The sequence below is a fragment of the Candidatus Sarcina troglodytae genome, assembly GCF_015708635.1.
Classification (GTDB): Bacteria; Bacillota; Clostridia; order Clostridiales; family Clostridiaceae; genus Sarcina; species Sarcina ventriculi.
This window is the reverse complement of sequence record NZ_CP051754.1, coordinates 552,493-576,087: the sequence shown is the minus strand read 5'-3', so window position 1 is coordinate 576,087 and position 23,595 is coordinate 552,493. Positions and strand designations below refer to the sequence as shown.

Genomic DNA, 23,595 nt, shown 5'->3' with positions numbered 1-23,595 from the left:
CATAAATTGTAATTTTTAGGAATATTAATTTAAAAATTGTTTTAAAATTTCTACAATAAAATAACTAAAAAAGAGATGTCAGATTAATCAATCCGACATCTCCTTTTTTATTCATCTTCACGTTCTAAATATAATTCTTCTGAGTCATGATCATAATAGAAAAGTTCTGCATATCTTCCCCAGTCTATTATTATATCCATCATTTTTTCAATTTCATCTGCTTGGAAATATTTTTTAAATAACTCCTTAAAAAACTCTTCTTTCATTGTATGATTGCTTTTATTGTTTAAAACATTCATTATAACTTTAAACGTTGATATTTGTTCAATTTGTTTTTTAAACAGCTCTTTACTCTCGTCTTTATCAAGCTCAACAAGTTCTTTTCCAAGAGAGGTTATAAAAATATCCCCTTCCTTAACTGTAGCAAATCCTAACATTGAAATCCCTTCTATATTAGGGAATAAATCATCTATCTCCATCATTAAGTTTCCACCTAATTGATATATATCCATCTTGCCGCCATTATCATCAATTAATTCTAAAAGCCCTTCCATTACTCCAACATGAGAAAAAGGAATAGGAACTGGTTTTTGTGGAACTTGCGATTTTGATACGGCTTTACTTTTATCAACTTTATCTTCTGTATTTTCAAGTTTTCCTTCAATTAAGAGTTTATAAACGCTATCTACTAATTTTTCAAATTCAGGTGATTTTCTATTTCTTGGATGTGGTAAATCTATTTTTATTTCTCCTGCTACATGAGTTGGCTTTTTACTAAGCATTATTATTTTATCTGCCATAAGCACAGCTTCTTCTATACCATGTGTTATCATTATAATTCCTTTAATAGGCATTCTTTTTTCTTGCCAAAGGTCTACAAGCTCTGTTCTTAGATTTTCAGCAGTTAAAAAATCTAAAGCTGAAAATGGCTCATCTAAGCATAAAAGTTTTGGTTCAACAGCTAAAGCTCTTGCAAAACCTACCCTTTGTCTCATACCACCTGATAGTTCTTTTGGATATGCTTCTTCAAATCCATCAAGCCCTATTAAACTTATAAGTTCTTCCGCCTTTCTTCTTGTATAATCTTTCGGAAATCCTTTCACCTTCAAACCAATTTCAACATTTTCACGCACTGTCATCCATGGATACAAAGCAAAGGTTTGAAAAACTATCGCAGCTTCTGAACTTACATCAGTAACTTTTCTTCCGTCTAAAATTACTTCGCCTTCATCAGGACTTATAAGACCTGTCATTGTCCTAAGAAGTGTAGATTTACCTGAACCAGATGGTCCAAGTATTGCTACAAATTCACCCTCATGCACTGTTAAATTAATATGATCTAATGTAGGTTTTTCTGCTCCCCCAAAATATTTTACTATATTATTAACTTTTATAAATTCCTTTGTGTTTTTCATGCTTACCACCCCTTTTTACAACTCTATTCTAAATTTTTCTTCCGCAAGTCTATACAATCTATTCCAAACTAATTTATTTAAAACAACAACCATGATTATCATAGCTAATGTTGAAGCTAAAAGCATAGCATAATTTCCATTTGCTGTTGATTCTGTAATTAAAGCTCCAAGTCCAATTGTAGTTACTGTTTTTCCTCCAAATGTTATATATTCAGCAATTATACTTGCATTCCAGCAACCACCTGCTGCTGTTATAAGTCCTGTAACTAAATATGGGAATATTGCTGGTATTATTAATACCCTCCATTTTTTTATTCCTGTTATTCCAAATGTTTTTGCTGCGGCTTTTAAATCTTCCGGTATTGCCATAGCACCTGCTATAACATTAAATAAAATATACCATTGAGTTCCTAAAAGCATAAGTATTACTGCTGCTATATTTAATCCACCTATATAGTTTATAAGGAACAAAATAAGCACTGGAAATAATGCTGTTGCTGGTACTGATGCCGCAATTTGAACTATTGGTTGTAGTATTCTAGCTAATTTCTTATTTAAACCTATCGCAACCCCTACTGGAACTGTCCATACTACTGCAATAAGCTGTGCAACTGTTACTCTTAGAAGAGTTGCACCCGCAGCTGGGAAAATTCCTAATAATTCATTTACTGAAAGTTGCATTATAAGTTTACTTGCATCAAAAGCTAGATAAACAAACACTATAATTGCTATTATTCTTATTGCCCATTTAATTACTGATCCGTTATTTTTTTTGTTTACAACTTTCGCCTTATTAACAGTTCTTCTATCAACTAGTTTGTCTATTCTACTACCAACAACTGTAATTACTGGAGCAAAAACTTTATCCACTAAAAAACCAACTACAACTGATCTTCTAAGCATAGTAAGTACATATGAGTGTGGTACATCTGTTTGAGTAAGTTCCATTTTAAATTTATCTGCCCATACATTTAATGGCTTCCAAACAAGTTGATCTAGTAATACTATAACTATAATTAATGATATAATTCCCCAAATTAAGGCATTTATATTATCTTGGTTTGCTGCAACTTGCAAATAAGATCCAATCCCTTGAAGAACATATGTCTTTCCATTTAAAGTGAACATTTCACAAGTCATTAAAAAAAACCATCCTCCTGCCCAAGACATCATACTGTTCCATACAAGCCCCATCATTGAAAATGGAACTTCTAATTTTTTAAATTTTTGCCATTTATTCAATCTGAACACATCAGATGCTTCTATTAAATCATTTGGTATTTGTTTTATAGAATTATAAAAGCTAAAAGTCATATTCCAAGCTTGACTTGTAAATATAAGAATTATACTTGCAAGTTCAACACCTATATTATCCATTGGGAAAAGAGCCATAAGACCCAATAATACCGCTGGTAAAAATGATAATACTGGTATTGATTGAAGTATATCAAGTATTGGAATCATTATTCTTTCTGCTCTCTTATTATGAGCTGCTATGTATCCATAGATTAGTGTGAAAATTATTGAAAGTATATATGCCGCTGTCATTCTACCTACAGATTTTAACATATAGAAAGGTATGTTACTTATATTAGTTGATATCGTACTTCCAACATCTGTTGGTTTTACATATCCATTTATAGCTGGTGTTAACGCTAAATATAATAATACTGCAATAGCTAAGAAAATGACTATATCAATTATTCCAAACTTTCTATTTACTATTGTTTTTTCCATATTCATAATTAAATCTTCTCCTTTATATTTCCTTTATCGATAACTACACCCCTCTTCCGTGTCCATAAAACCACTCCTCCGTTCTTATTTTTATCAAATAATTATATATTATAATGTCTATAAAAAAATAAAGAGTCTTTAGAGAAACTCTAAAAACTCAAAATATACGCAATAAAACCTTGTACCATGGTTTTAGCACTATATAGCTTTGAGCTTAACTCAGCTACGTTAAGTAAAGCCTTAACTCGGCAATACCTGTTGACCCATTGGCATCTTTCGATGTTTCTGAGCAGTAGCATTTATCTAATATAGGAGCCTCCCCTTAAATATTTATTTTTTTAAATCACACATTGATTATAGATTTTAAATATTGCTGTGTCAATACATATTAACAAATTATAAATATTATTTTTAATTTGTTAATACTAAAATATAATTTAAAATTGCATTTTAGTATATCTTAAATTCCCATCCTACCATTGTTTGTTTATATTCTATGATTGCATCTGAAAACATATTTTTAATATTTCTATCTAATATTATTTTTATTCCACTCTTATCTGTTATAACATAATCATCATTTTCATTTATATTATCTGGAAAAATTTCAAAATTAACTCCACTACAAGAAGAACCGTTTGCCTTTACTCTAAGCCCTTGTTTTTCGCTATTTTTAATAATTTCCGTTGCCTTTTTTATTGTATTTTCATGGATTTTTATACACATACTATTTTCTCCTTTAAATAACTTTATTTTCATATTATAATACATTGTTGTATACATTTTGTAAATTAAATTTAATTTTTTCTACAAGTAACTTTATTAATATGTATTATTAGTATATAATATTATTGTTTGAATTTGAAAAAATCAGACAAAAAACACAGGAATTAAATAGAGGAGATACATAAACTATGAATGAATTAACTCACGAGTTAGGAATAATAGCTTTACAAAGTGCTAAAGATTTAGGAGAAAAAATAGACAATTCAATAAAAGCTAGAAGAAATACTACTGATTCTTTTTTAATACCAATCAATGAAGTTAGATTTTCTAATGGTGAAGGAAAAGCTAAACTTTCAGATTCAGTAAGAGGTAAAGATATATACTTATTATGCGATATAGGAAATTATAGTTGTACTTATAAAATGTTTGGTTTTATACACAATATGGGACCTGATGAACATTTCCAAGATATAAAAAGAGCTGTATCTGCTATAAGAGGAAAAGCTAGTAGAATAACTGTTATTATGCCACTTCTTTATGAATCTAGACAACATAGACGTAAGGGTAGAGAATCTCTTGATTGTGCTTTAGCTCTTCAAGAATTAGAAAGATTAGGTGTTGATGAAATATTAACATTTGATGTTCATGACCCTAATGTTCAAAATGCAATTCCATTATTATCTTTTGAAAATATATATCCAACTTATGATATAGTTAAATCTCTTATAACAAATGAAAAAACATTAGAAAGAGATAAAGATAAGTTATTAGTTATAAGTCCTGATACTGGAGCTATGGATAGAGCTATTTATTACTCTAGTGTACTTGGTGTTGATGTTGGATTATTCTATAAAAGAAGAGACCATTCTTTAGTTGTTAATGGTAAAAATCCTATAGTTAATCACGAATACATGGGTAGAGATGTAGAAGGAAAAGATGTTTTAATAGTTGATGATATGATAGCTTCTGGTGAATCTGTTTTAGATATCGCACTAGAACTTAAAAAGAGAAACGCTAAAAATGTTTATGTAGCAACTACATTTGCATTCTTCACAGAAGGTCTTGAAAAATTCAACAAATACTATAATGATGGAATAATATCAAGAGTATATTCAACTAATTTAACTTATGCTCCACAAGAGTTACTTGATTCTGAATGGTTTATGTCAGTTGATTTATCAGATTTCTTATCTAAAATAATTAACAGATTAAATAAAGGAAAATCAATATCTCCACTTATGGATGCTACAGCTGTGATACGTGATTTATTAGTAAAATAATATTAAAATAAATTTGGATATATCAAATAACATTGATATATCCTTTTATTTTTTTATATAACTAAAATAATTTTATTTATTTTCAAAACTTTTCTTATCAACAAGAACATAAGATGTATTTTTAGGCACTATAACCTTATCTCCATTTATTTCACCTAAATTCTTAATTCCAGCACCTTCTCTATTAACTACAATCACCCAATCTTTTTTAGGAATTGTTACTTGAACTTTTTCATTATTTGCATTAAATATTACCACAATACTCTTCCAAGCATCGTTTACAACATTCCCATCTATTGTGTAAGCAACTACATTATCACTTGTAAAATTTATACCCTTTTCTAAAAAATTAATTCCTTTTTGAATATTCGTATCAGAATTCATTCTAAATGCTTTATGTGACTTCCTAAGTTTTATTAATCCTTTATAATAATTAAATACATCACTATAAGTTTCTTTTCTCTTCCAATCTATTGCATTTATACTATCAGGTTTATTATAACTATTTTCCTCAAAGCTTCCATCACTATATTGCTTTGTTCTTAAAATTTCTTCTCCACCTTGAAAAAATGGAATTCCTTGAGAGGTTAAAACTATAGCTGCTGACATTTTATTCATGGCTTTTAAATCATCTTCTTCTTGATGTTTATTAGTAGTTTGAAGCTTGTCCCATAAAGTTAAATTATCATGGGCTGATGCATAATTTATAGTTTGATACGGTTTATTTGCCCAAAATGTTACTGAATATCCTTCATAAGGTGATGGATTTATTCCATATTTAATTTGATCATGTTTTACCGAAGCCACTATTCCAAATTTTATCATTTCTTCAACACCTTTATATCCATTCACAAACCCCGGAACACTATTTTCAAAAACATGTCCTCTTATACCATCTCGCATTTCATCACTAAAAGCTGCTATTTGTAAATCTCCATATTTTATTGTATTTAGCTTAGTAGATTTTTCAGAATCCAAAAGTGGTGAATCTCCACCTGTCCATCCCTCGCCATAAATTATTATAGATTTATCTATTTTATTTAACTCTTCCCTTATTTTTGTCATAGTTGTTATATCATGAAGCCCCATAAGATCAAATCTAAAACCATCTATATGATATTCACTAGCCCAAAATATCACAGAATCAACAATCATTTTTCTAACCATAGAACGCTCTGAAGCTAGTTCATTTCCACAACCTGACCCATTTGAAAAACACCCTTCTGAATTTTGTCTATAATAATAATTAGGAACTGCTAAATTCAAATTTGAATTATCTGTTGCTGCTGTATGATTATATACTACGTCCATAACTACCCTTATTCCAACCTTATGGAGTTGCATAATCATTTTCTTAAATTCTTCTATTCTTATTTTTGCTTCATAAGGATTAGTTGAGTAAGATCCTTCTGGAACATTATAATTTTGCGGGTCATATCCCCAATTATACTGTGGATTGTCTAATTTTGTTTCATCTATCGACATATAATCAAATGTTGGAAGTAAATGAAGATGTGTTATCCCAAGTTCAACAAGGTGATCTACCCCTGTTTTTATATCTCCATTTCCAAATAAAGTAGTGCCCCTTTGCCAAACTCCATTATATTTACCCTTAATATCTAATGAAATTCCAGATGATTCATCAATTGTAAAATCTCTAATATGCATTTCATATATTATCGAATCTATCACATCAATAAGCTCTGGCTTAATATCTTTTTCCCATCCTTTTGGATTAGTTTCATTTAAATCTATTACCATAGCTCTTCTTCCATTTACTCCAACAGCTTTAGCATAAGGATCTGTAACTTCTTTTTCATTGCCAATATTATTCACCAAATAAGTATAATAAGTTCCATTTAGATTAACATTTGTCTCATAATACCAAGTTCCCTTCTCACCTTTAATCATACTTATAACTTCCTTGGGATATTTTTCTAAATTGTAATCTCCTGTATCAAACAGAGCAAGCTTTACACCTTTAGCTGTTGGGCTCCATAAAACAAATTTAGTCGAATCTTTACTACATATACTACCTAACTGCCCATCATAATGATAAAGATTTTTAAAGCTTTCACTTCCTAAAGTAACTTGCATAGCCTAAAATTCCTCCCTTTTACCATCTATTTTATTTTAAAACCAACAAATTCCTTAACTTTAATTAAATATATTTCTACAAAAATTTCCTTTTTTCCTTCTTTAATTATTTTTAAAAGAAAAATATTTTTACATAACTCATAAAATTTAATATATTACATAATACTAACTTATAATATATAATTAAAATTTTTATATTAATAATAAATTATCTTAAATCTGTTTACAATATTACTTTAGCGTGTTAAACTGATATAGTAATTAATTTTGAAATATTTATTTTTATATAAAGGACGGAAATACATATGGAAAATAAAAATTTAAAAAAGGATATCGGACTTTTTATAGCAACAGCTTTAGTCGCTGGAAATATGATGGGTTCTGGAATATTTATGTTACCGGCAACTTTAGCTGGAACATCTGGTCCTGGTTCCACTCTTTTAGCTTGGATAATAACTGGTATAGGTTCGATTTTTTTAGCTTTATCTTTTGCTAAATTAGGTTCTAAAATTCCAAAAACAGGTGGACCTTATGAATATTCAAAACTTGCTTTTGGAGATTTCATGGGATTTATGAATGCGTGGCTTTATTGGAATGGTTGTTGGATAGCAAACGCCGCCGTTATAATAACAGTTACAAGTTATTCAACCGTAATATTCCCAATTTTAGGTGTTAATCACTTTTACTCATTCTTATTTAGCTCAGCAATACTTTGGGGCGCAACTCTTCTTAATATATTAGGAGTTAAAAAAGCAGGACAAACTCAAAGTATTATAACAGTAGTTGAAATTTTACTTTTTATATTTTTTATAATAATTGCTTCTATGCACTTTAATTCAGCAAATATTACTCCAATATTTCCAAAAAATAAAGGCATTAGCACATTATCATCAGCTGCAACTTTAACTCTTTGGGCATTTATAGGTCTTGAATCAGCTTCTGTTAATGCAGGTGAAATCAAAAACCCTGAAAAAAATGTTAAAAGAAGTACTATCTTAGGTATAATAATAGCTCTTATTTTATATCTTTTAGTAAACTTTTTTGCAATGGGTGCAATGAGCCAAAGTGCGTTAGCACAAAGTTCATCACCAATTTCTGATATACTTTCTAAATACTTAGGTAGTAATGTTACAACAATTATTACAATTATAGCTATAGTTAGTGTAATTGGAACAGCTGTTGGTTGGATTTTATCAACTGCTAGAATATCTTTTGCTGCTGCACAAGATAAAGTATTCCCTGAAGTATTTGCTAAAGTACATCCAAAATATAAAACACCATATATGTCTCTTATAATAAGCGGAGTTTTAGTTAATATACTTCTTTTAATGAATTATACAAAATCATTTAATTCAGCATTTAATTTTGTAGTAGTTCTTGCGACATTATCATATTTGCCTGTATATGCATCAACTGCTGCCGCTGAAATAATGCTTTTAACTAAGCGTGATAAAAACTTTAATATTGGTAGATTTATAAAATCATCAATAATACCTCTTTTAGGATTTGTTTATGCTGCTTGGACAATATATGGTTCTGGTGCAACTGATGTCCTTTGGGGATTTATGCTAATCCTTGCTGGAGTACCTTTTTATCTATATATGAAACATAAAAATCCTGAAAAAATGATAAAAATTAGAGAAGAAAATCAATTAAATTAATATAAGCAAACAAAAATAGATGGTTACATTGGTTAATCATCTATTTTTTATTTATTTTGCTATATAATTTTATCCATAAAATTGACTATTTTATGGATAAAATGTAAAATATATTTAATATAATATTTTATATATTTTTTAATAAATTAGACATAATAAAAGTATATATGATTTTAAAATTATATCTTCATAAAAATAAGCCTTTGCTAAAAATAAAAGCTTCATTTAGGTGATAATCATGAATTTACAATTTGTTATGAACTATCTATCAGAATATGGTATGTGGTTTCTGTTTATAATAGTTTTTTTAGAATATCTAAATTTACCAGGTTTTCCATCTGGGATAATCATGCCTGCTACTGGTATATTAATAGCTACAAATAATTTAAATTTCATTTTAGCCCTTATCATCTCAGTCTTAGCTGGGCTTTTAGGAAGCTTAGTTTTATACTTCTTAGGTTATTTGCTTGGCAAACCTTTTGTTGAAAAAATTTATATTAAATTTCCTAGATTTCAAAAATCTATAGATAAAACATTCTCTTATGTAAATAAATATGGAGCTAAAGCAAGCTTTATATCTAGGCTTATTCCTGTAGCTCGTACATTAATTTCTCTCGTCAATGGAATAGCCAAAACTAATATTTTGAAATTTATTTTATTTTCAGTATTTGGCATAACAATTTGGAATTTTGCCTTTATCTATGCTGGATATGCATTTAATCATCTTTTTTTATAAATGTGCACAATATTAAATAAAAGAAACTACTAGTTAAATCAAGTAGTTTCCTTTGATAATTTTACCATTATGAAACTCTACAAATTAACTTACTAAAAATTCCCCTATAGCACTTCCTTAATTTTTCCCTGTTCTAAGTTTAATATACGCAAATAAATTTTCGCAATATCTATTATATTATCTATTAACCTTATAAAGCTATAACAATTTTTATCCATTATGCTTAACTTATCTAAAATATCATCCATTTTTATGAAAATTATTTCCCTTATATTTTAAAAGTTAATTAGCTAATGTAGTGAATATAATATGAGCAAAACTATAATTTCTATCAACTCTATTATAGTTAATGCAATAGAAAAAATTACATCTTTTTTGTATTTTTTTAAAAACTACATTATTTTATTTTCTATTTGTAGAGTTTTATAGCAAAATATTCTACTTATAAATAATATATTATCAATATTAGTTTAAATTTTGAAAAAAATCAAAATATATATAAATTTAAATCTAAAAAGCATAAATTTATTAACTTTACTTTATATACATTAAGTATTTTTGGTATTATATTCATATTTATTACATCTCATTATGTTGAAAGTAATTTTTTTCCTTTAATTTTGTAATAAAGAATAATATTTATAAATATTAATAAATTATTGGTGAAAAAATTAATTTAATTTGATATAATATTTTAGTGATATATATTCAAATAAAATGGTTATAATCAAAAATAACTTTCATTTTATAATATTAATTAAAGGAGAACTAATATGGATTTAGATAAAATGTTTTTAAAAACCTTTTTAAAGAATTTTAATGACATACCATTTACTATAAGATTTGCAGATGGTGAAGAAATAGTACTTGGAACAGAACCTTCAAAATTTAAACTTATATTAAATGCACCACTTAGAAAAAAAGAATTATTAGCAAGTACATCTTTAGCTTTCTGTGAAGCTTATATGAGAAAAGATATAGAAATCGAAGGAAATATTTATGAAGCTCTTGATTTATTTTTAAGCCATAGAAATAACTTCAAAACAGATTTTAAAGGCTTACCAAAAATATTCCATAAAGCTAGCTCTAAATCAAAACAAAAAGAAGAAGTATCTTCTCACTACGATATCGGAAATGATTTTTACAGCTTATGGCTTGATAAAACTATGAGTTATTCTTGTGCATATTTTAAAAAACCTACTGATACTCTTTATGATGCCCAAATGAATAAAATTCATCACATATTAAAAAAACTTAATTTAAAAGAAGGTCAAAGCCTTTTAGATATAGGTTGTGGTTGGGGCTTCCTTCTTATAGAAGCTGCTAAACTTTATAAAGTTAAAGGTTTAGGAATAACTTTAAGTGAAGAACAATACAAAAAGTTTAAAGAGAGAATAGCTGAAGAACATTTAGAAGATTATTTAGATGTTAAACTTATGGATTACAGAGATCTTGAAAAATCTGGTTTAGAATTTGATAGAGTTGTAAGCGTTGGTATGCTTGAACACGTTGGTAGAGAAAACTATGAATTATTTATGCAAAACGTATCAGCAGTTTTAAAGAAAAAAGGATTATTCCTTCTACATTACATAAGTGGCTTAAAAGAATCTCAAGGAGATGCATTTATAAGAAAATACATATTCCCAGGTGGAGTTATTCCAAGCTTAAGAGAAATTATAAATATTGCATCAGATATGAAATTCTATACAATTGATGTTGAAAGTTTAAGACGTCATTATATGATGACTCTTTTAGAATGGCATAAAAATTACCATGCAAACATGGATAAAATAGAACCTATGTTTGATGAAGAATTTAGAAGAATGTGGGATTTATACTTATCTTCTTGTGCTGCCGTATTTAAAAATGGTATAACAGATCTTCATCAAATATTATTTACTAAAGGCGTTAATAATGATATTCCTCTTACAAGAGAATATTTATATGAAGAATAATTAAAACAATAATAAAAAGGCATCAGTAATTCAAGTAATTATTGATGCTTTTTTTATTGATATTTACAAGTTCACAATTTTGCTATCTTTCCATTGATAAATTGCAAAACTAATTAATTAATTGAATTTTCTATTAATATTTTTTAAATATTTTATTGCTTTTTTATTTATATTATGATAAATTTATTGAAAAATATTCATTTTAATGATAATATATTAATATATTATGTTAGCGTTATAACTTTTCATGAATAAAATTTATTATATTTATTCAGTTTTATTCACATTTTATTTATTTTCCTGATTAAAAATAATATTTAACTTAATAACGAAAGGATGATTCTTTAAATGAAAGATTCAGGCACAAAAGGTGCGGTTTATAAGATATCCCTTTTAGGTTTAATTGCAATGATATTTCCTACACTATACGGTATAGGTAATCCTCAACAAGCTTACTATCAAATGGGATATGCTTCAATAATTTATATGATAATAGGTGCTATTTTCTTCTTTATTCCATATTCGTTTATGGTATCTGAAATGGGTTCGGCTTTTAAAGATAACGAAGGTGGTATTTTTACATGGATGAAACATTCTGTTGGTGAAAAGTATTCTATGATAGTTTCTATGATATGGTATGCTGCCCAACTTTTATGGTTCGTTTCTGTCGCTACTACTACTTGGGTAACAATTTCAACTGCAATATTTGGTACTGACACCACATCAACTTGGCATTTATTTGGGTTAAACAGTAGTAAAACCCTTGCTATATTAGGTATCTTACTAATAATTGGACTAGCAATTATATGCGGTCGCGGTCTTAAAAATTTAACATTTTTATCAACAGTGGCTCTTATTAGTATGATAGTTATACATATTGTTGTAATTGGCGGAGCTATTTTAGTATTTATAATGGCTGGAGGTCACTTTGCACAACCTATGATACATAGTGTAAAAGGAGTTTTTGTAGGTCCAAATCCTAATTATTCAACTCCCCTTGAAGTTGTAGCTTTCTTTGTTTTCATAGTATTTGATTACGGCGGAATGGAAGTTATAGCTGGACTTGCTGATAAAGTTAAAAATCCTCATAAAAATGTTCCAAAAGGTATTATCATATCCACTATAATAATAACTGGCCTTATGATTGGAATAGTTATATTCCTTGGAATGTACGCTAATTGGGATAAAGTTCTAGGTGGTTCTGGAGTAAACCTTGCTAACTATTCAGTTTATTTAACTGATAATTTAGGTGTTAAAATAGGTAATGCTTTAGGGATGAATGCTGCAGCTTCTGCTGCTTTAGGACTTTGGCTTAATAGAATACTTTCTTGGTCAGCTGCTGTCGGTTTAGCAATTTTACCACTTAGAGTATTCTCTCCTATTCAACAATTATTTAGAGGCGTACCAAAAGGAGTTTTCCCTGAAAAATTAGCTAAAGAAAATAAGCATGGTGTTGCAATGAACGCTGTTTGGCTTCAAACTGCTATTGTATGCTTTATTGTATTCTTATTAGGATTCACAACTTCAGGAAGTTCATCAAGCCTTTACAATACTGTTGTACTTATAATGACAGTTGCTATGACTGTACCATACTTCTTTATAGTTGTAACTTATATTAAATTTAAAAAGAATAAAAATATTAAAAAATCTTATGAATTTTATAGCGTTAAATCTGGTCTTTTCTGGGGATTTATAGCTGCTGCTGTATTAGGTTTTGCAAATTTATTTGCTATAATACAACCTGCTCTTAGCGGAAATATCTCAAGCTCAATTTGGCTTGCATCAGGTCCTGTAATATTTGGATTTATAGGCTGGATTTTATATTCTAGATATAAACGTAAAATGTCTAATTCAAAATAAAATAAAAGATATTTAAATAAAAATATCAAGTAAAGAAATCTAAAATTTAAAATTTTAGATTTCTTTTTTATTTATGAATATTAATTGTGTTCATATTTCATTTTTATTTGCAACAGTTCCATCTCCCTACTTTATATTATCATAATTTTTTTCTATTTTTATTAACATTTTATTAAATAATTATTAATTTTTTATGTTAAAAATTAATAATTACATTGATTTTTTATATTTTTTATGATAAATTATTAAATATAATACAAGTTTATAATTCTTATATAAAAATTATTATATGCATATTATCTTTTTAAAAATTCATTTTAGTTTTTAAGATATTTTAAACTGTGTTACTCTATATTTCTATGAAAGGATGATTAAATTGGAAAAACCAAATTTAAAAAATAATGTATATAAAATTTCCCTTTTAGGATTCATAGCAATGATTTTCCCTAATCTTTATGGTATCGCTAACCCACAGCAAGCTTTTTATCAAATGGGGTACGCAGCAATAATATATATGATAGTGGGCGCAATACTTTTCTTCATTCCATATTCTTTTATGGTGTCTGAAATGGGTTCTGCCTTTAAAGATAAACAAGGCGGTATTTTTATCTGGATGAAAGAATCTATGGGAGAAAAATATTCTCTTATAGTCACTATGATATGGTATGGCTCTCAAGTTTTATGGTTCGTTACAACAGCAACAATAACTTGGGTTGTAGTATCAACTGCTATTTTCGGTAAAGATATGACATCTACTTGGACATTTTTAGGACTTAACAATTCACAAACTCTAGCAATTTTAGGAGTTATCTTAATAGTAGTTATAGCTCTTGCTTCTGGCTTTGGAGTAAAAAATCTAACATTCTTATCAACAGTAGCATTAGTTAGTATGATAGTTATACATATACTTATAATTGGCGGCTCTTTAATAATATTTGCATCGTCAGGGTTTCACTTTTCTCAACCTATGATTTCATCTTTTAAAGGAGTATTCATTGGACCTAATCCAAACTATTCTACCCCTCTTGCTGCTACAGGATTTTTTGTTTTTGTAGTATTTATGTATGGTGGTATGGAGATAATAGCAGGGCTTGCTGACCAAGTTAAAAATCCTACAAAAAACGTTCCAAAAGGAATTATTTTTTCAACAATTATAATAACTGGTCTTATGGTAGGTATAGTATTATTAATTGGTATGTATATAAATTGGAAACAAGTTTTAAATGGACAAGACGTTAGCCTTGGTAATTTCTCAGTTTACGAAGTACAAGCTATGGGTATTAAACTTGGTCATGTTTTTGGGCTTAATCAAGCTGCTTCCATAAATCTTGGACTATGGCTTAATAGAATACTTTCATGGTCAACAGCTATTGCACTTGCAGTTTTACCACTTAAAGTTTATGCTCCTATCAAACAATTATTTAAAGGAGTTCCTAAAGGACTTTTACCAGAAAAACTAACCAGAGAAAATAAAAATGGTATTCCCATGAATGCTGTTTGGCTTCAAACTATTATAGTAAGTGCTTTTTTAATAGCTATAGGATTTAGCGGGGGTAGTACATCAACTGCTCTTTACAATAAAGTTGTACTTATAATGACAGTTGCCATGACTGTACCATATTTCTTTATTGTTATTGCTTACATAAAATTTAAGAAAAATAAAAATATTAAAAAATCTTATGAGTTCTTTAGCGTAAAATCTGGTGTTGTTTGGGGAATAATTACAGCAGCTACACTATTATTTGCTAATATATTCTCTATCATACAACCTATTTTAGAAGGTGAAACAAATGCACTTTCAAATACTTTATGGCTTGCAGCAGGCCCTATAATTTTTGCAGCTGTAGGTTGGATTTTATATAAAAGATATGAAATTAAAAAGAAAAGATTAGTTAATGAAAATTCAGATAATAATAATTTAACCGCCTAATATTAATAAAGAATACTTTTCTTTATTAATTTAGATATATAAAATTTTCCTTAAATATTAAGTTACACTTTAATCAGGAAAAAGAGATTACAATTAGTAATCTCTTTTTATTTTTACAAAACTATTTATATGTACAACTAATAAACAACATTTTTTTAATCATTCATTTTTATGCTGAAATTTAAAGATAAATAAAATTCATCAAAACTTATGCTATTATCCTTACATATAAAAATTATGTTATTTAAAATAAGCTTTGACAATTTTTCATCTTCAATTGTATAACTTATATCACCCTTATTTTTATGAAATACTAAAATTTCTTTTAAAATATTTTCATAAGGAACAAGTATTTTATCATTTCTATATCTATGCTCTCTAGCTCCGTTTGAAATCATCACCATAAATGTATCTAAATAATTCTTTAAAAATTCATTAACTCCATCATACATAATATACATTTTTTCTTTAAAATTTAAGTCTTGATTCTTCATTTTAGCAGCAGTTGATGCAATTATTTTTTCCCAATCAGCCTTTATAATTGCGTTAACAATTTCATCTTTATTTTTATAATAATTATAAAATGTACCTATTGCAATATCACATTCTTTAACTAAATCTCTAATATTTAAAGAATTATATCCTTTAAATATTAATATTTCCCTGCCTTTAACCATCAATTTTTCTCTCAAATTATTTATAATTTTAGGCATATCTCTTCCTCCTTGTGAACTATGTTCAGTATAAAATAGCTTTATACACCATTTAGTATATTAACTTTATACTAAATATAATTTATAACTGTAAAAATATTAACCAAAAATAACCTACTCCTTTAATTATCTTACTAAAATCCTACAAAATCAATAGAAATATTTTATTTATAGAAATTTATATTTTATTTATATTTAAAATTGCTAATTTTAGATTTTTAGCCTAAAATCAACAATTTTAAACACACTAAAATATTCTAAATTCCAACTAATATTTCATTTATTTCATCGCTAACTCTTCTTCTCTCCTTATAAACCCATTCTACATCAAATTTTAAATTAAATATTTTAGAAAAAGAATAGTACATACTTATTTTTTGATAATAATTCTCTAACTCCTCTAAGTTGCCACTAAAACATTCTGGCTTTGTCAAACTTTTTAATTTAGCGACAAAAAGTTCATCTACATATTCCAAAAATTTATCCATAAGATCTTCATTTGAAACATCAAAAGGTACTTTTAAAAGATTCCATTGTATATCTTCACGTAACCTATATCTTTTTATTTTATCTAAAATTATTAAATATTCACTTATATCCATTTTCCTATAATAACTAACTTTTTCTTCTCTACTACTCCAAAGAGCTAATTTTTCATTAAGAGGCAATGTTTTTATATTTAATATTGCATCAGAAGGACCAACCACAGCCTTTTCAATAAAATCATCAGTAGCTTCTATTTTTTCTTTTATAAAATCTTGTGTATCTCCTACTGATGCTACATAACCTATATCATAAATTCCTTTTCTCCCTGCTCTTCCCGCAACCTGCTTAACTTCTTGAGATGTTAATTCACGAACATCATCTCCATCAAATTTCTTAATTGACATAAATACAATTCTTTTTATTGGAAGATTTACCCCCATACCTATTGCATCTGTTGAAACTAAGACATTGGCTTCTTTATTTATAAATTGATTATACTGCATCTTTCTAACTTCTGGAGGAAGAGCTCCATAAATTATGCTAGTTTTAATTCCATTATCAGCATATTGCTTTGCTATTTCTAAAACCCTCTTTTTAGAAAATACAATTAAAGCATCTCCATCATTTACATCTTTATAATTAAAACTTTTATATTGAACCTCTAGTGGCGTATTTCTTTTATATTCTTTTATTTCATATTCATCACCACAATCCTCAATTATAGTTTTTAATATATCTTTTGAGTTCAAAGCTCCACATATATGAATTTCTCTACATTTTAATCCTAATAGAGCTCTAGTCCAAGCATTACCTCTTTGTGAGTCATTTATCATTTGAATTTCATCTATAACTACAATATCATAATCTTGCTTCAAATTCGCTTTTTCTATAGTACAAGACATATGAGTCGCACCAAGCTTTATAACCTCCTCTTCTCCTGTTGATAAATCACAAATAACGTTATCGTTATTTAATCTCTCAAATATTTCTAAAGCTAAAATTCTAAGAGGGGATAGGTACAATCCTTTTTTAGCACTTTTTAATTTCTTAATAGCATTATAAGTTTTTCCCGTATTTGTATCTCCTAAATGAATATAAAATTTTCTTTTAATTCTTCTAGCTAATGGATACTCATCTTTTGGATTATCAGGAAAATTTTCATCAAATTCCTTTGCAATCATTTTAGGTATATGATTTTTAGTTAAAACAGTAATTATTCCAGAATTTAAAAATACATTATAATTTCCTCTTAAAACCTCATAAAAATCAAAATCTGTTCCATTTCTTTTATTATAAGCTTCTAATATTTTTTTCCCTGTTTCTTCTAAAAGAGATTCGTACCTTTCATAAATATCATTAAAATCCTTAAAAGTTTCCTTCTTCATTGATTTTAATTGAATAAGCTTTTTTCTTATGGTTGCTTCATGCTCAAACAAAGCATTACCTTTCGAATTATGTACAATTTCTTCTATCTGCTTTATTTGATTTTTTAATTTTTTAAATTCTCTTTGTTCTGCATTTCCCTTCATACTTCTTCCTTTCTCCCTACTTCCAAAATCTTATAATATTAATATTAGTATACACCATATTTTTTAATAATTTCACAATTTAAAACTAATTTTATATTAATTATCTAGCATATATCCACAAATAAAAAAACCCCTCTAAAAATATCAGAGAGGTATACACTATAATTATTCCCTAACTTCTAAAAGCGATTCTATCTTTTCAATTACGTAAATATAAGCATCTACTATGCCTTCATTATATATCTCTGGCATAACCTTTTCCACAAAAAAATCTAAAAATATACCAAAATCCTCATCTTTTAATTCTTTATTACTTCTTTCATTAAAATACTCTTTAATATCCTTCTCTAACTTAGCCCTTTTTTCAGCTGTTAAATTTAACTTTATATTCTTATTTTCCAACCCTTTATTTTTAAAGAAACTATTACAAATAAAATTATAGCAATTCCCATCTGCATCATAATAATCTTCTTTACTTCCGTAATAACCATCTTGTTTACTATAATCATATGAATTATCACTCAAGGCATCTCACTCCTTTTCAACTATTTAGGCTATATATTTTATTCATCTAAAGCAACCATAGTTACCATAAATAAAAGTAAAAGCTATAATATATTTTATTAGTTTTTATTATGTTTTGTTCTTAATTTTGAGTTAAAAAGTTAATTTAATAATATTTATGTTTATATCATAAAAAATTGCTAATAATATATAAGAACATTTTATTTATATAGAAATGTCAAAAAGAAAGGATGGTGACTACCCTATAATTTATAGGTAAAAATATGAGCTTAAACATTGGTATAAATAACAAAAAAACACTAAAAAATCTTAGAAAAATGACTAAAATCCCTAAAAAATCTTACAACAATTATTACTCTTATAAACACAATATTGAACCTTCTTACAATAATTATGAACATGATAAAACAACAAAGCATAAGCTTTTTAATCATGATTTTCTAGGAAATAATAAATGTTGCTTAAAAGAAATGATGGAAAGTAATAAATGTAAAACCCTTGCAATTGCAGGAGCTGGAATTTCTTTAGGTCTTTTAGGCGTATACATGTTAAAAAAAAGATATTAAAAATTTAGGCTGTATTTAAATACAGCCTAAATTCTATCTTGATATATCAGCAAATTCTCCAGAGGTAACTTTAATTAAATCGTCAGGTTTTAATTGGACTTGAACTCCTATTTTTCCAGCACTAACTACGATAATATCTAAATCCTTTGCTGAAGTATCTATAAATGTCTTATACATTTTTTTCATTCCTATTGGAGAACATCCTCCTCTAATATACCCTGTATGTTTATTTATATCTTTAACAGGTATCATTTCAACATTTTTTTCTTTCGCAACTTTAGCAGCTTTTTTTAAATCAAGCTCACTCTCAACTGGAATAACAAAAACAAAAAGCTCTCTATCGCTTCCTTGTGTTACTAATGTTTTAAAAACCTCTTTAGGATTTTTATTTATTTTTTGTGCTACTGACACTCCATCTATTTTTCCATCTTTATTATCATATGTACTAACAATATACTCGATTTTCTTTGAATCTAATATACGCATAGCATTAGTCTTAACATTTCCCATTTTCATCACACCATTTCTATATTTTATAATTTTAAATAAAGCATATTTATTTTTACTATAATATTATATAATGTCTTTCCCACAAATAACATTATAAAAAAATTACCTATCATATGGATAATATCAAAAACAATTCCACTAATCCAGTATACAAAGGCTAAACTAGCACCACCAACAAAAATATATGGTATAGCATAAAATGCTCCAAATAAGAAACCAAATGTAGCAGAAAACAATGAAAGTATGAAATAATTTTCTTTTAAATATTTACTTAAAATAATAGTCATCACACATAAAAGCGGCCATATTATCAAATATCCTAAAATCCATAGACCAAATCCATAAAAAATTCCCATTAACATAATAAATAGCGTTATACTATACAAAGTTTTGTATCTGTAAATAAGAGAAAAAATTATAATAAATAAACTTACAACCTCAATGTTTGGAATAAACTGAAATATATATTGACCTAAAAACATAAGTGAACCTAACATTGATAAAGTAACCAATTCCTTAACTGTGATTTTCATGATTTTCAAATTAGAACTTTAAAATTCTAATAACCTTTCTATTTAAATATATAAAAAATAAAATAGGTACATTAATGTTGTACCTATTTTTATTATATACAAAGTTAAACTATTTATTTAAAAACAAAAATAGATTATAAGCTAAACAAAACTTATAATCTATTTAGTAATTTATTTATTAAGTAATTTTTTAACATAATTAGGTAAAGCAAACGCACCTAAATGTAAATCTGTATTATAATACTTAGTCTCTAAATTTAATGAGTTCCAATAAGTTGCATTAAAATCCTTTGTTGGATGTAATACTTTTGATGCAAATCCAAACATCCAATGTCCTGATGCATAAGTTGGCATATTATATTGATAAGCCTCTGATATTGGGAATATCTCTCTTATCTTAGAGAAACTTCTTTGCATTTCTCTTGCATTATTGCTATAATAAGGACTTTCTCCTTGATTCACAAGAATACCTTTTTCAGTTAAAGCATTGTAGCAATCAGTATAGAACTCCTTAGTAAATAACCCTTCCCCAGGTCCTATTGGATCTGTTGAATCAACTATTATTAAATCATATTCGTTAACTTTTCCTTTAACAAACTCTAAACCATCTTGGAAATATAAATTAACTCTTGGATCATCTAATTTACATGCTGTAAATGGTAAAAATTCTTGAGAAGCCCTAACAACAACCTCATCAATTTCTACCATATCTATTTTCTCTATTGTAGAATATCTAGTTAATTCTCTAACAGTACCACCATCACCTGCTCCTATTACCAAAACATTTTTTATATCTTTATTTACTGACATAGGAACATGTACTATCATTTCATGATATATAAATTCATCTTTCTCTGTTATCATTGTCCATCCATCGATAACTAGAACTCTTCCAAGTTCATATGTATCAATTATGTCAATTTGTTGAAAGTCACTTTTCTTTGAATAGACTGTTTCTTTTACTCTTGCTGAAAATTTTATATTTTCAGTTTGATTTTCTGTATACCAAAGTTCCATAGCTCTTCCTCCTTAGAAATATAACTTTTAAGCCATTGGCTTATGAACTATAATCTCATCTTCCACATTTGAAAATCTTCTTATTTTTTCAACCATACCTCTAGCTATTTCAGTTGATTCACTTCTTTCTGCTCTTAAAACATCTTCTAAATAATCAAATCCATCCCATGGATTAACTGTATCTCCACAAGTATATAAATCTACTGAAGCATATCCATATTCTGGCCATGTATGAATTGTTAAGTGAGATTCTTGTATTATAACAGCACCACTTACCCCCCAAGGATTAAATCTATGAAAACAGCTTGTAACTATTGTAGCATTAGCTCTTTCAGCAGCTTCACACATAAATTTTTCAATCAATTCATGATCCTTTAGTATCTCTCTATCACAATTATAATATTCTATTAGTATATGTCTACCTAATTGCTCAACCTTCATTTGCAAATAACCTCCGAATATGATATTAGTATTTTTTATAAATCTAAAGTATAGTATTACTAAACTTAATATCCATTTATATTAAACATTGATTTTTATTATATACTATTTAATGTAAATGTCAACACCTATATTGTGTTTATTTAGCTTATTTCCACCATTTGTTTTGTATAACATAAATGTAGGAGTGGGGTTATACCACTCCTACATTATTATTGAAGATACGGTAAAGGATTTACATGCTGCCCATTTATCCTAATTTCAAAATGTAAATGTGGTCCCGTACTATATCCTGTCGAACCTACATAAGCTATTGTTTGTCCTTGACTCACACTTTGTCCAACAGATACTGCAAAACTTGATGCATGAGCATAAAGAGTGCTTGTACCATCTCCATGATCTATAATAATCATATTTCCATAAGCAGTATTATATGTAGCTGTCGTAACTACACCTGCCTTAGCTGCCACAATAGGTGAACCATAAGAAGCACCAAAATCAACTCCCGTATGAATACTATTAACTCCTGTTACAGGATGTATTCTTGGTCCATATGGGCAAGTAACTCCTCCACCAGAAGGTTTAATAAATCCACTACTACTACCTCCAACATTGCTTATAGCTGCTGTATTATCACCACTATATCTTGCAACTGATGTAGTGCTAGTTGTATTGCTAAAATATTGCTCTAAATTTGCATTATCCTCTTTATACTTATTTATCTCATCTTGTATGGTTCTTTCTTCATCAGTCAATTTTGCCATTTCTGCACTTTGTTCTTCTTCTAAACCTTTAAGTTCATTTACCTGATTTTCATATTGCTTAGTAACTTCACTAAGTTCTGATTTTGCACTTTCTAAATCAGTTTTATCTTTTTCTACTTGAGATTTTCTATCTTCAAGATTAACCTTTTGATTTTGTAAATCTTCTTTCATTTCAGCTATTTGATTTATAAGGTCATTATCTGTTTGAACTAAAACCTTAACATTTGAAAGAACACTTATAATATCACCTAAATTATCGGCACTTAAAACAAGATTTAGAATTTCGCTTCCGATACTACTTTTATAAACTCCTCTTAATCTTTGTCCTAATATTTCTTCTCTCTCAGCAATCTCATTTTCTTTTATTGTTATGTCGTTTTCTATATTTTCTATTTCACTATTAAAATTATTTATCTGATTTTCTAAGTCACTTATTTTACTATTTAATTCATTTACCTTGTTTTGAGATTCATTAAGTAGTACATTTTTTTCATCTAATTGAGATTTTATTTCATTTAACTTTTCTTGAACCTCACTTTTTTGCCCTACAATCTCTTGTTTCTCTTCATCTAAACTATTTATTTTATTCTCATTTTCTTTAATTTCTTGTCTAACTTCCTCTGCCGTCTGTGCTTGTACTTGAATACCAGTTGGTAATAAAACTGTATTACCTACTACTAAGCTTAATACCAATGCTGTTATTCTTGTCCTTTTCATTATTAAATCACCCACCATTTTATTTTTCCATGGCTATCTACATATATTACACAGTACATTTTATCTACACAATTACTTTCAATACTTATGAAATATTCGCATTCAATATAGGATTAACTTTTTATCCTAAAAATAGATAACCATGAATCCTCATTTCATAAAATACTCAATCTTAATAACATATTTAAGATTATTTAATTGCTTTGATAAAACTATATAATTTTTGCACTTTATTTTATAACATATTATAGCATAATATATTTTTTAATACAAATTTTCATTTTTATAGGTTTTTTATATAATTAACTTAAATTTGTTATCGTTATCCTTGTGTAAATTTTTTTAGATATTTTTATTTTATAAAACTACTTTAAACCCTTTTATAATGGTAAATAAC

19 protein-coding genes and 1 riboswitch are annotated in these 23,595 nt (G+C 27.4%); of the genes, 7 read left to right on the top strand and 12 right to left on the bottom strand.

Annotated features, from left to right (window positions below):
• Positions 1–107: 107 nt before the first annotated feature.
• From HH195_RS02545 to HH195_RS02535, 3 genes are all read right to left on the bottom strand, one after another.
• Positions 108–1,415 carry an ABC transporter ATP-binding protein gene (locus HH195_RS02545; RefSeq protein WP_196371464.1) on the bottom strand — a complete coding sequence of 436 codons (1,308 nt, stop codon included), beginning with the start codon at positions 1,413–1,415 and terminating at the stop codon, positions 108–110.
• 15 nt (positions 1,416–1,430) lie between these two features.
• Positions 1,431–3,158 carry an ABC transporter permease gene (locus HH195_RS02540; RefSeq protein WP_196371463.1) on the bottom strand — a complete coding sequence of 576 codons (1,728 nt, stop codon included), beginning with the start codon at positions 3,156–3,158 and terminating at the stop codon, positions 1,431–1,433.
• 164 nt (positions 3,159–3,322) lie between these two features.
• Positions 3,323–3,488, bottom strand: a riboswitch (M-box (ykoK) riboswitch).
• 114 nt (positions 3,489–3,602) lie between these two features.
• Positions 3,603–3,878: an iron-sulfur cluster biosynthesis family protein gene (locus tag HH195_RS02535; RefSeq protein ID WP_195924109.1), complete on the bottom strand. Its 276-nt coding sequence runs from the start codon at positions 3,876–3,878 to the stop codon at positions 3,603–3,605.
• Positions 3,879–4,066: 188 nt separating this feature from the next.
• Between HH195_RS02535 and HH195_RS02530 the strand changes: the two genes are divergently transcribed.
• A complete protein-coding gene (locus tag HH195_RS02530) occupies positions 4,067–5,158 on the top strand; it encodes a ribose-phosphate pyrophosphokinase (protein ID WP_196371462.1) in 1,092 nt (363 codons plus the stop codon).
• Positions 5,159–5,230: 72 nt separating this feature from the next.
• On the opposite strand, the gene pulA is transcribed toward HH195_RS02530, so the two are convergent.
• A complete protein-coding gene (pulA, locus tag HH195_RS02525; RefSeq protein ID WP_196371461.1) occupies positions 5,231–7,255 on the bottom strand; it encodes a type I pullulanase in 2,025 nt (674 codons plus the stop codon).
• A 305-nt stretch (positions 7,256–7,560) separates the two neighbouring features.
• On the opposite strand from pulA, the gene HH195_RS02520 reads away from it, so the two are divergent.
• The 5 genes from HH195_RS02520 (at position 7,561) to yjeM (HH195_RS02500) (ending at position 15,397) form a co-directional block, all read left to right on the top strand.
• A complete protein-coding gene (locus tag HH195_RS02520; RefSeq protein WP_055258376.1) occupies positions 7,561–8,916 on the top strand; it encodes an APC family permease in 1,356 nt (451 codons plus the stop codon).
• Between the two features lie 238 nt (positions 8,917–9,154).
• Positions 9,155–9,652, top strand: coding sequence for a DedA family protein (locus HH195_RS02515; protein ID WP_055258374.1), 498 nt, complete (start codon positions 9,155–9,157; stop codon positions 9,650–9,652).
• A gap of 773 nt (positions 9,653–10,425) precedes the next feature.
• Positions 10,426–11,607 (top strand): SAM-dependent methyltransferase, encoded by a 1,182-nt coding sequence (locus HH195_RS02510; protein WP_196371460.1) that lies wholly within the window; start codon positions 10,426–10,428, stop codon positions 11,605–11,607.
• A 348-nt stretch (positions 11,608–11,955) separates the two neighbouring features.
• Complete coding sequence (yjeM, locus tag HH195_RS02505) at positions 11,956–13,467, top strand: glutamate/gamma-aminobutyrate family transporter YjeM (RefSeq protein WP_196371459.1); 1,512 nt, start codon at positions 11,956–11,958, stop codon at positions 13,465–13,467.
• Positions 13,468–13,843: 376 nt separating this feature from the next.
• On the top strand, positions 13,844–15,397 hold the full coding sequence (gene yjeM / locus HH195_RS02500) for a glutamate/gamma-aminobutyrate family transporter YjeM (RefSeq protein ID WP_196371458.1): 1,554 nt from the start codon (positions 13,844–13,846) through the stop codon (positions 15,395–15,397).
• A 155-nt stretch (positions 15,398–15,552) separates the two neighbouring features.
• Here yjeM (HH195_RS02500) and HH195_RS02495 read toward each other — a convergent pair whose 3' ends face one another.
• From HH195_RS02495 to HH195_RS02485, 3 genes are all read right to left on the bottom strand, one after another.
• The gene (locus HH195_RS02495) at positions 15,553–16,110 is read right to left on the bottom strand and encodes a TetR/AcrR family transcriptional regulator (RefSeq protein WP_058992883.1); all 558 of its coding nucleotides are present in this window, start codon (positions 16,108–16,110) and stop codon (positions 15,553–15,555) included.
• A gap of 257 nt (positions 16,111–16,367) precedes the next feature.
• Entirely contained in the window at positions 16,368–18,125 is a 1,758-nt protein-coding gene (locus tag HH195_RS02490) for a helicase-related protein (RefSeq protein ID WP_196371457.1), read from the bottom strand.
• Positions 18,126–18,290: 165 nt separating this feature from the next.
• Positions 18,291–18,650 (bottom strand): DUF2164 family protein, encoded by a 360-nt coding sequence (locus HH195_RS02485; protein ID WP_055258361.1) that lies wholly within the window; start codon positions 18,648–18,650, stop codon positions 18,291–18,293.
• Positions 18,651–18,913: 263 nt separating this feature from the next.
• Between HH195_RS02485 and HH195_RS02480 the strand changes: the two genes are divergently transcribed.
• The gene (locus HH195_RS02480; protein WP_055258358.1) at positions 18,914–19,216 is read left to right on the top strand and encodes a hypothetical protein; all 303 of its coding nucleotides are present in this window, start codon (positions 18,914–18,916) and stop codon (positions 19,214–19,216) included.
• A 33-nt stretch (positions 19,217–19,249) separates the two neighbouring features.
• On the opposite strand, the gene ybaK is transcribed toward HH195_RS02480, so the two are convergent.
• The 5 genes from ybaK to HH195_RS02455 all read right to left on the bottom strand — a co-directional run bounded on the left by ybaK (position 19,250) and on the right by HH195_RS02455 (position 23,198).
• Positions 19,250–19,735 carry a Cys-tRNA(Pro) deacylase gene (ybaK, locus tag HH195_RS02475; protein WP_371811668.1) on the bottom strand — a complete coding sequence of 162 codons (486 nt, stop codon included), beginning with the start codon at positions 19,733–19,735 and terminating at the stop codon, positions 19,250–19,252.
• A 14-nt stretch (positions 19,736–19,749) separates the two neighbouring features.
• Complete coding sequence (locus HH195_RS02470; protein ID WP_055258354.1) at positions 19,750–20,259, bottom strand: hypothetical protein; 510 nt, start codon at positions 20,257–20,259, stop codon at positions 19,750–19,752.
• A 171-nt stretch (positions 20,260–20,430) separates the two neighbouring features.
• The gene (speE, locus tag HH195_RS02465) at positions 20,431–21,276 is read right to left on the bottom strand and encodes a polyamine aminopropyltransferase (protein WP_058992878.1); all 846 of its coding nucleotides are present in this window, start codon (positions 21,274–21,276) and stop codon (positions 20,431–20,433) included.
• 27 nt (positions 21,277–21,303) lie between these two features.
• Positions 21,304–21,717 carry an adenosylmethionine decarboxylase gene (gene speD / locus HH195_RS02460; protein WP_055258351.1) on the bottom strand — a complete coding sequence of 138 codons (414 nt, stop codon included), beginning with the start codon at positions 21,715–21,717 and terminating at the stop codon, positions 21,304–21,306.
• Positions 21,718–21,929: 212 nt separating this feature from the next.
• Positions 21,930–23,198 carry a murein hydrolase activator EnvC family protein gene (locus HH195_RS02455; RefSeq protein ID WP_196371456.1) on the bottom strand — a complete coding sequence of 423 codons (1,269 nt, stop codon included), beginning with the start codon at positions 23,196–23,198 and terminating at the stop codon, positions 21,930–21,932.
• Between the last annotated feature and the right edge of the window lie 397 nt (positions 23,199–23,595).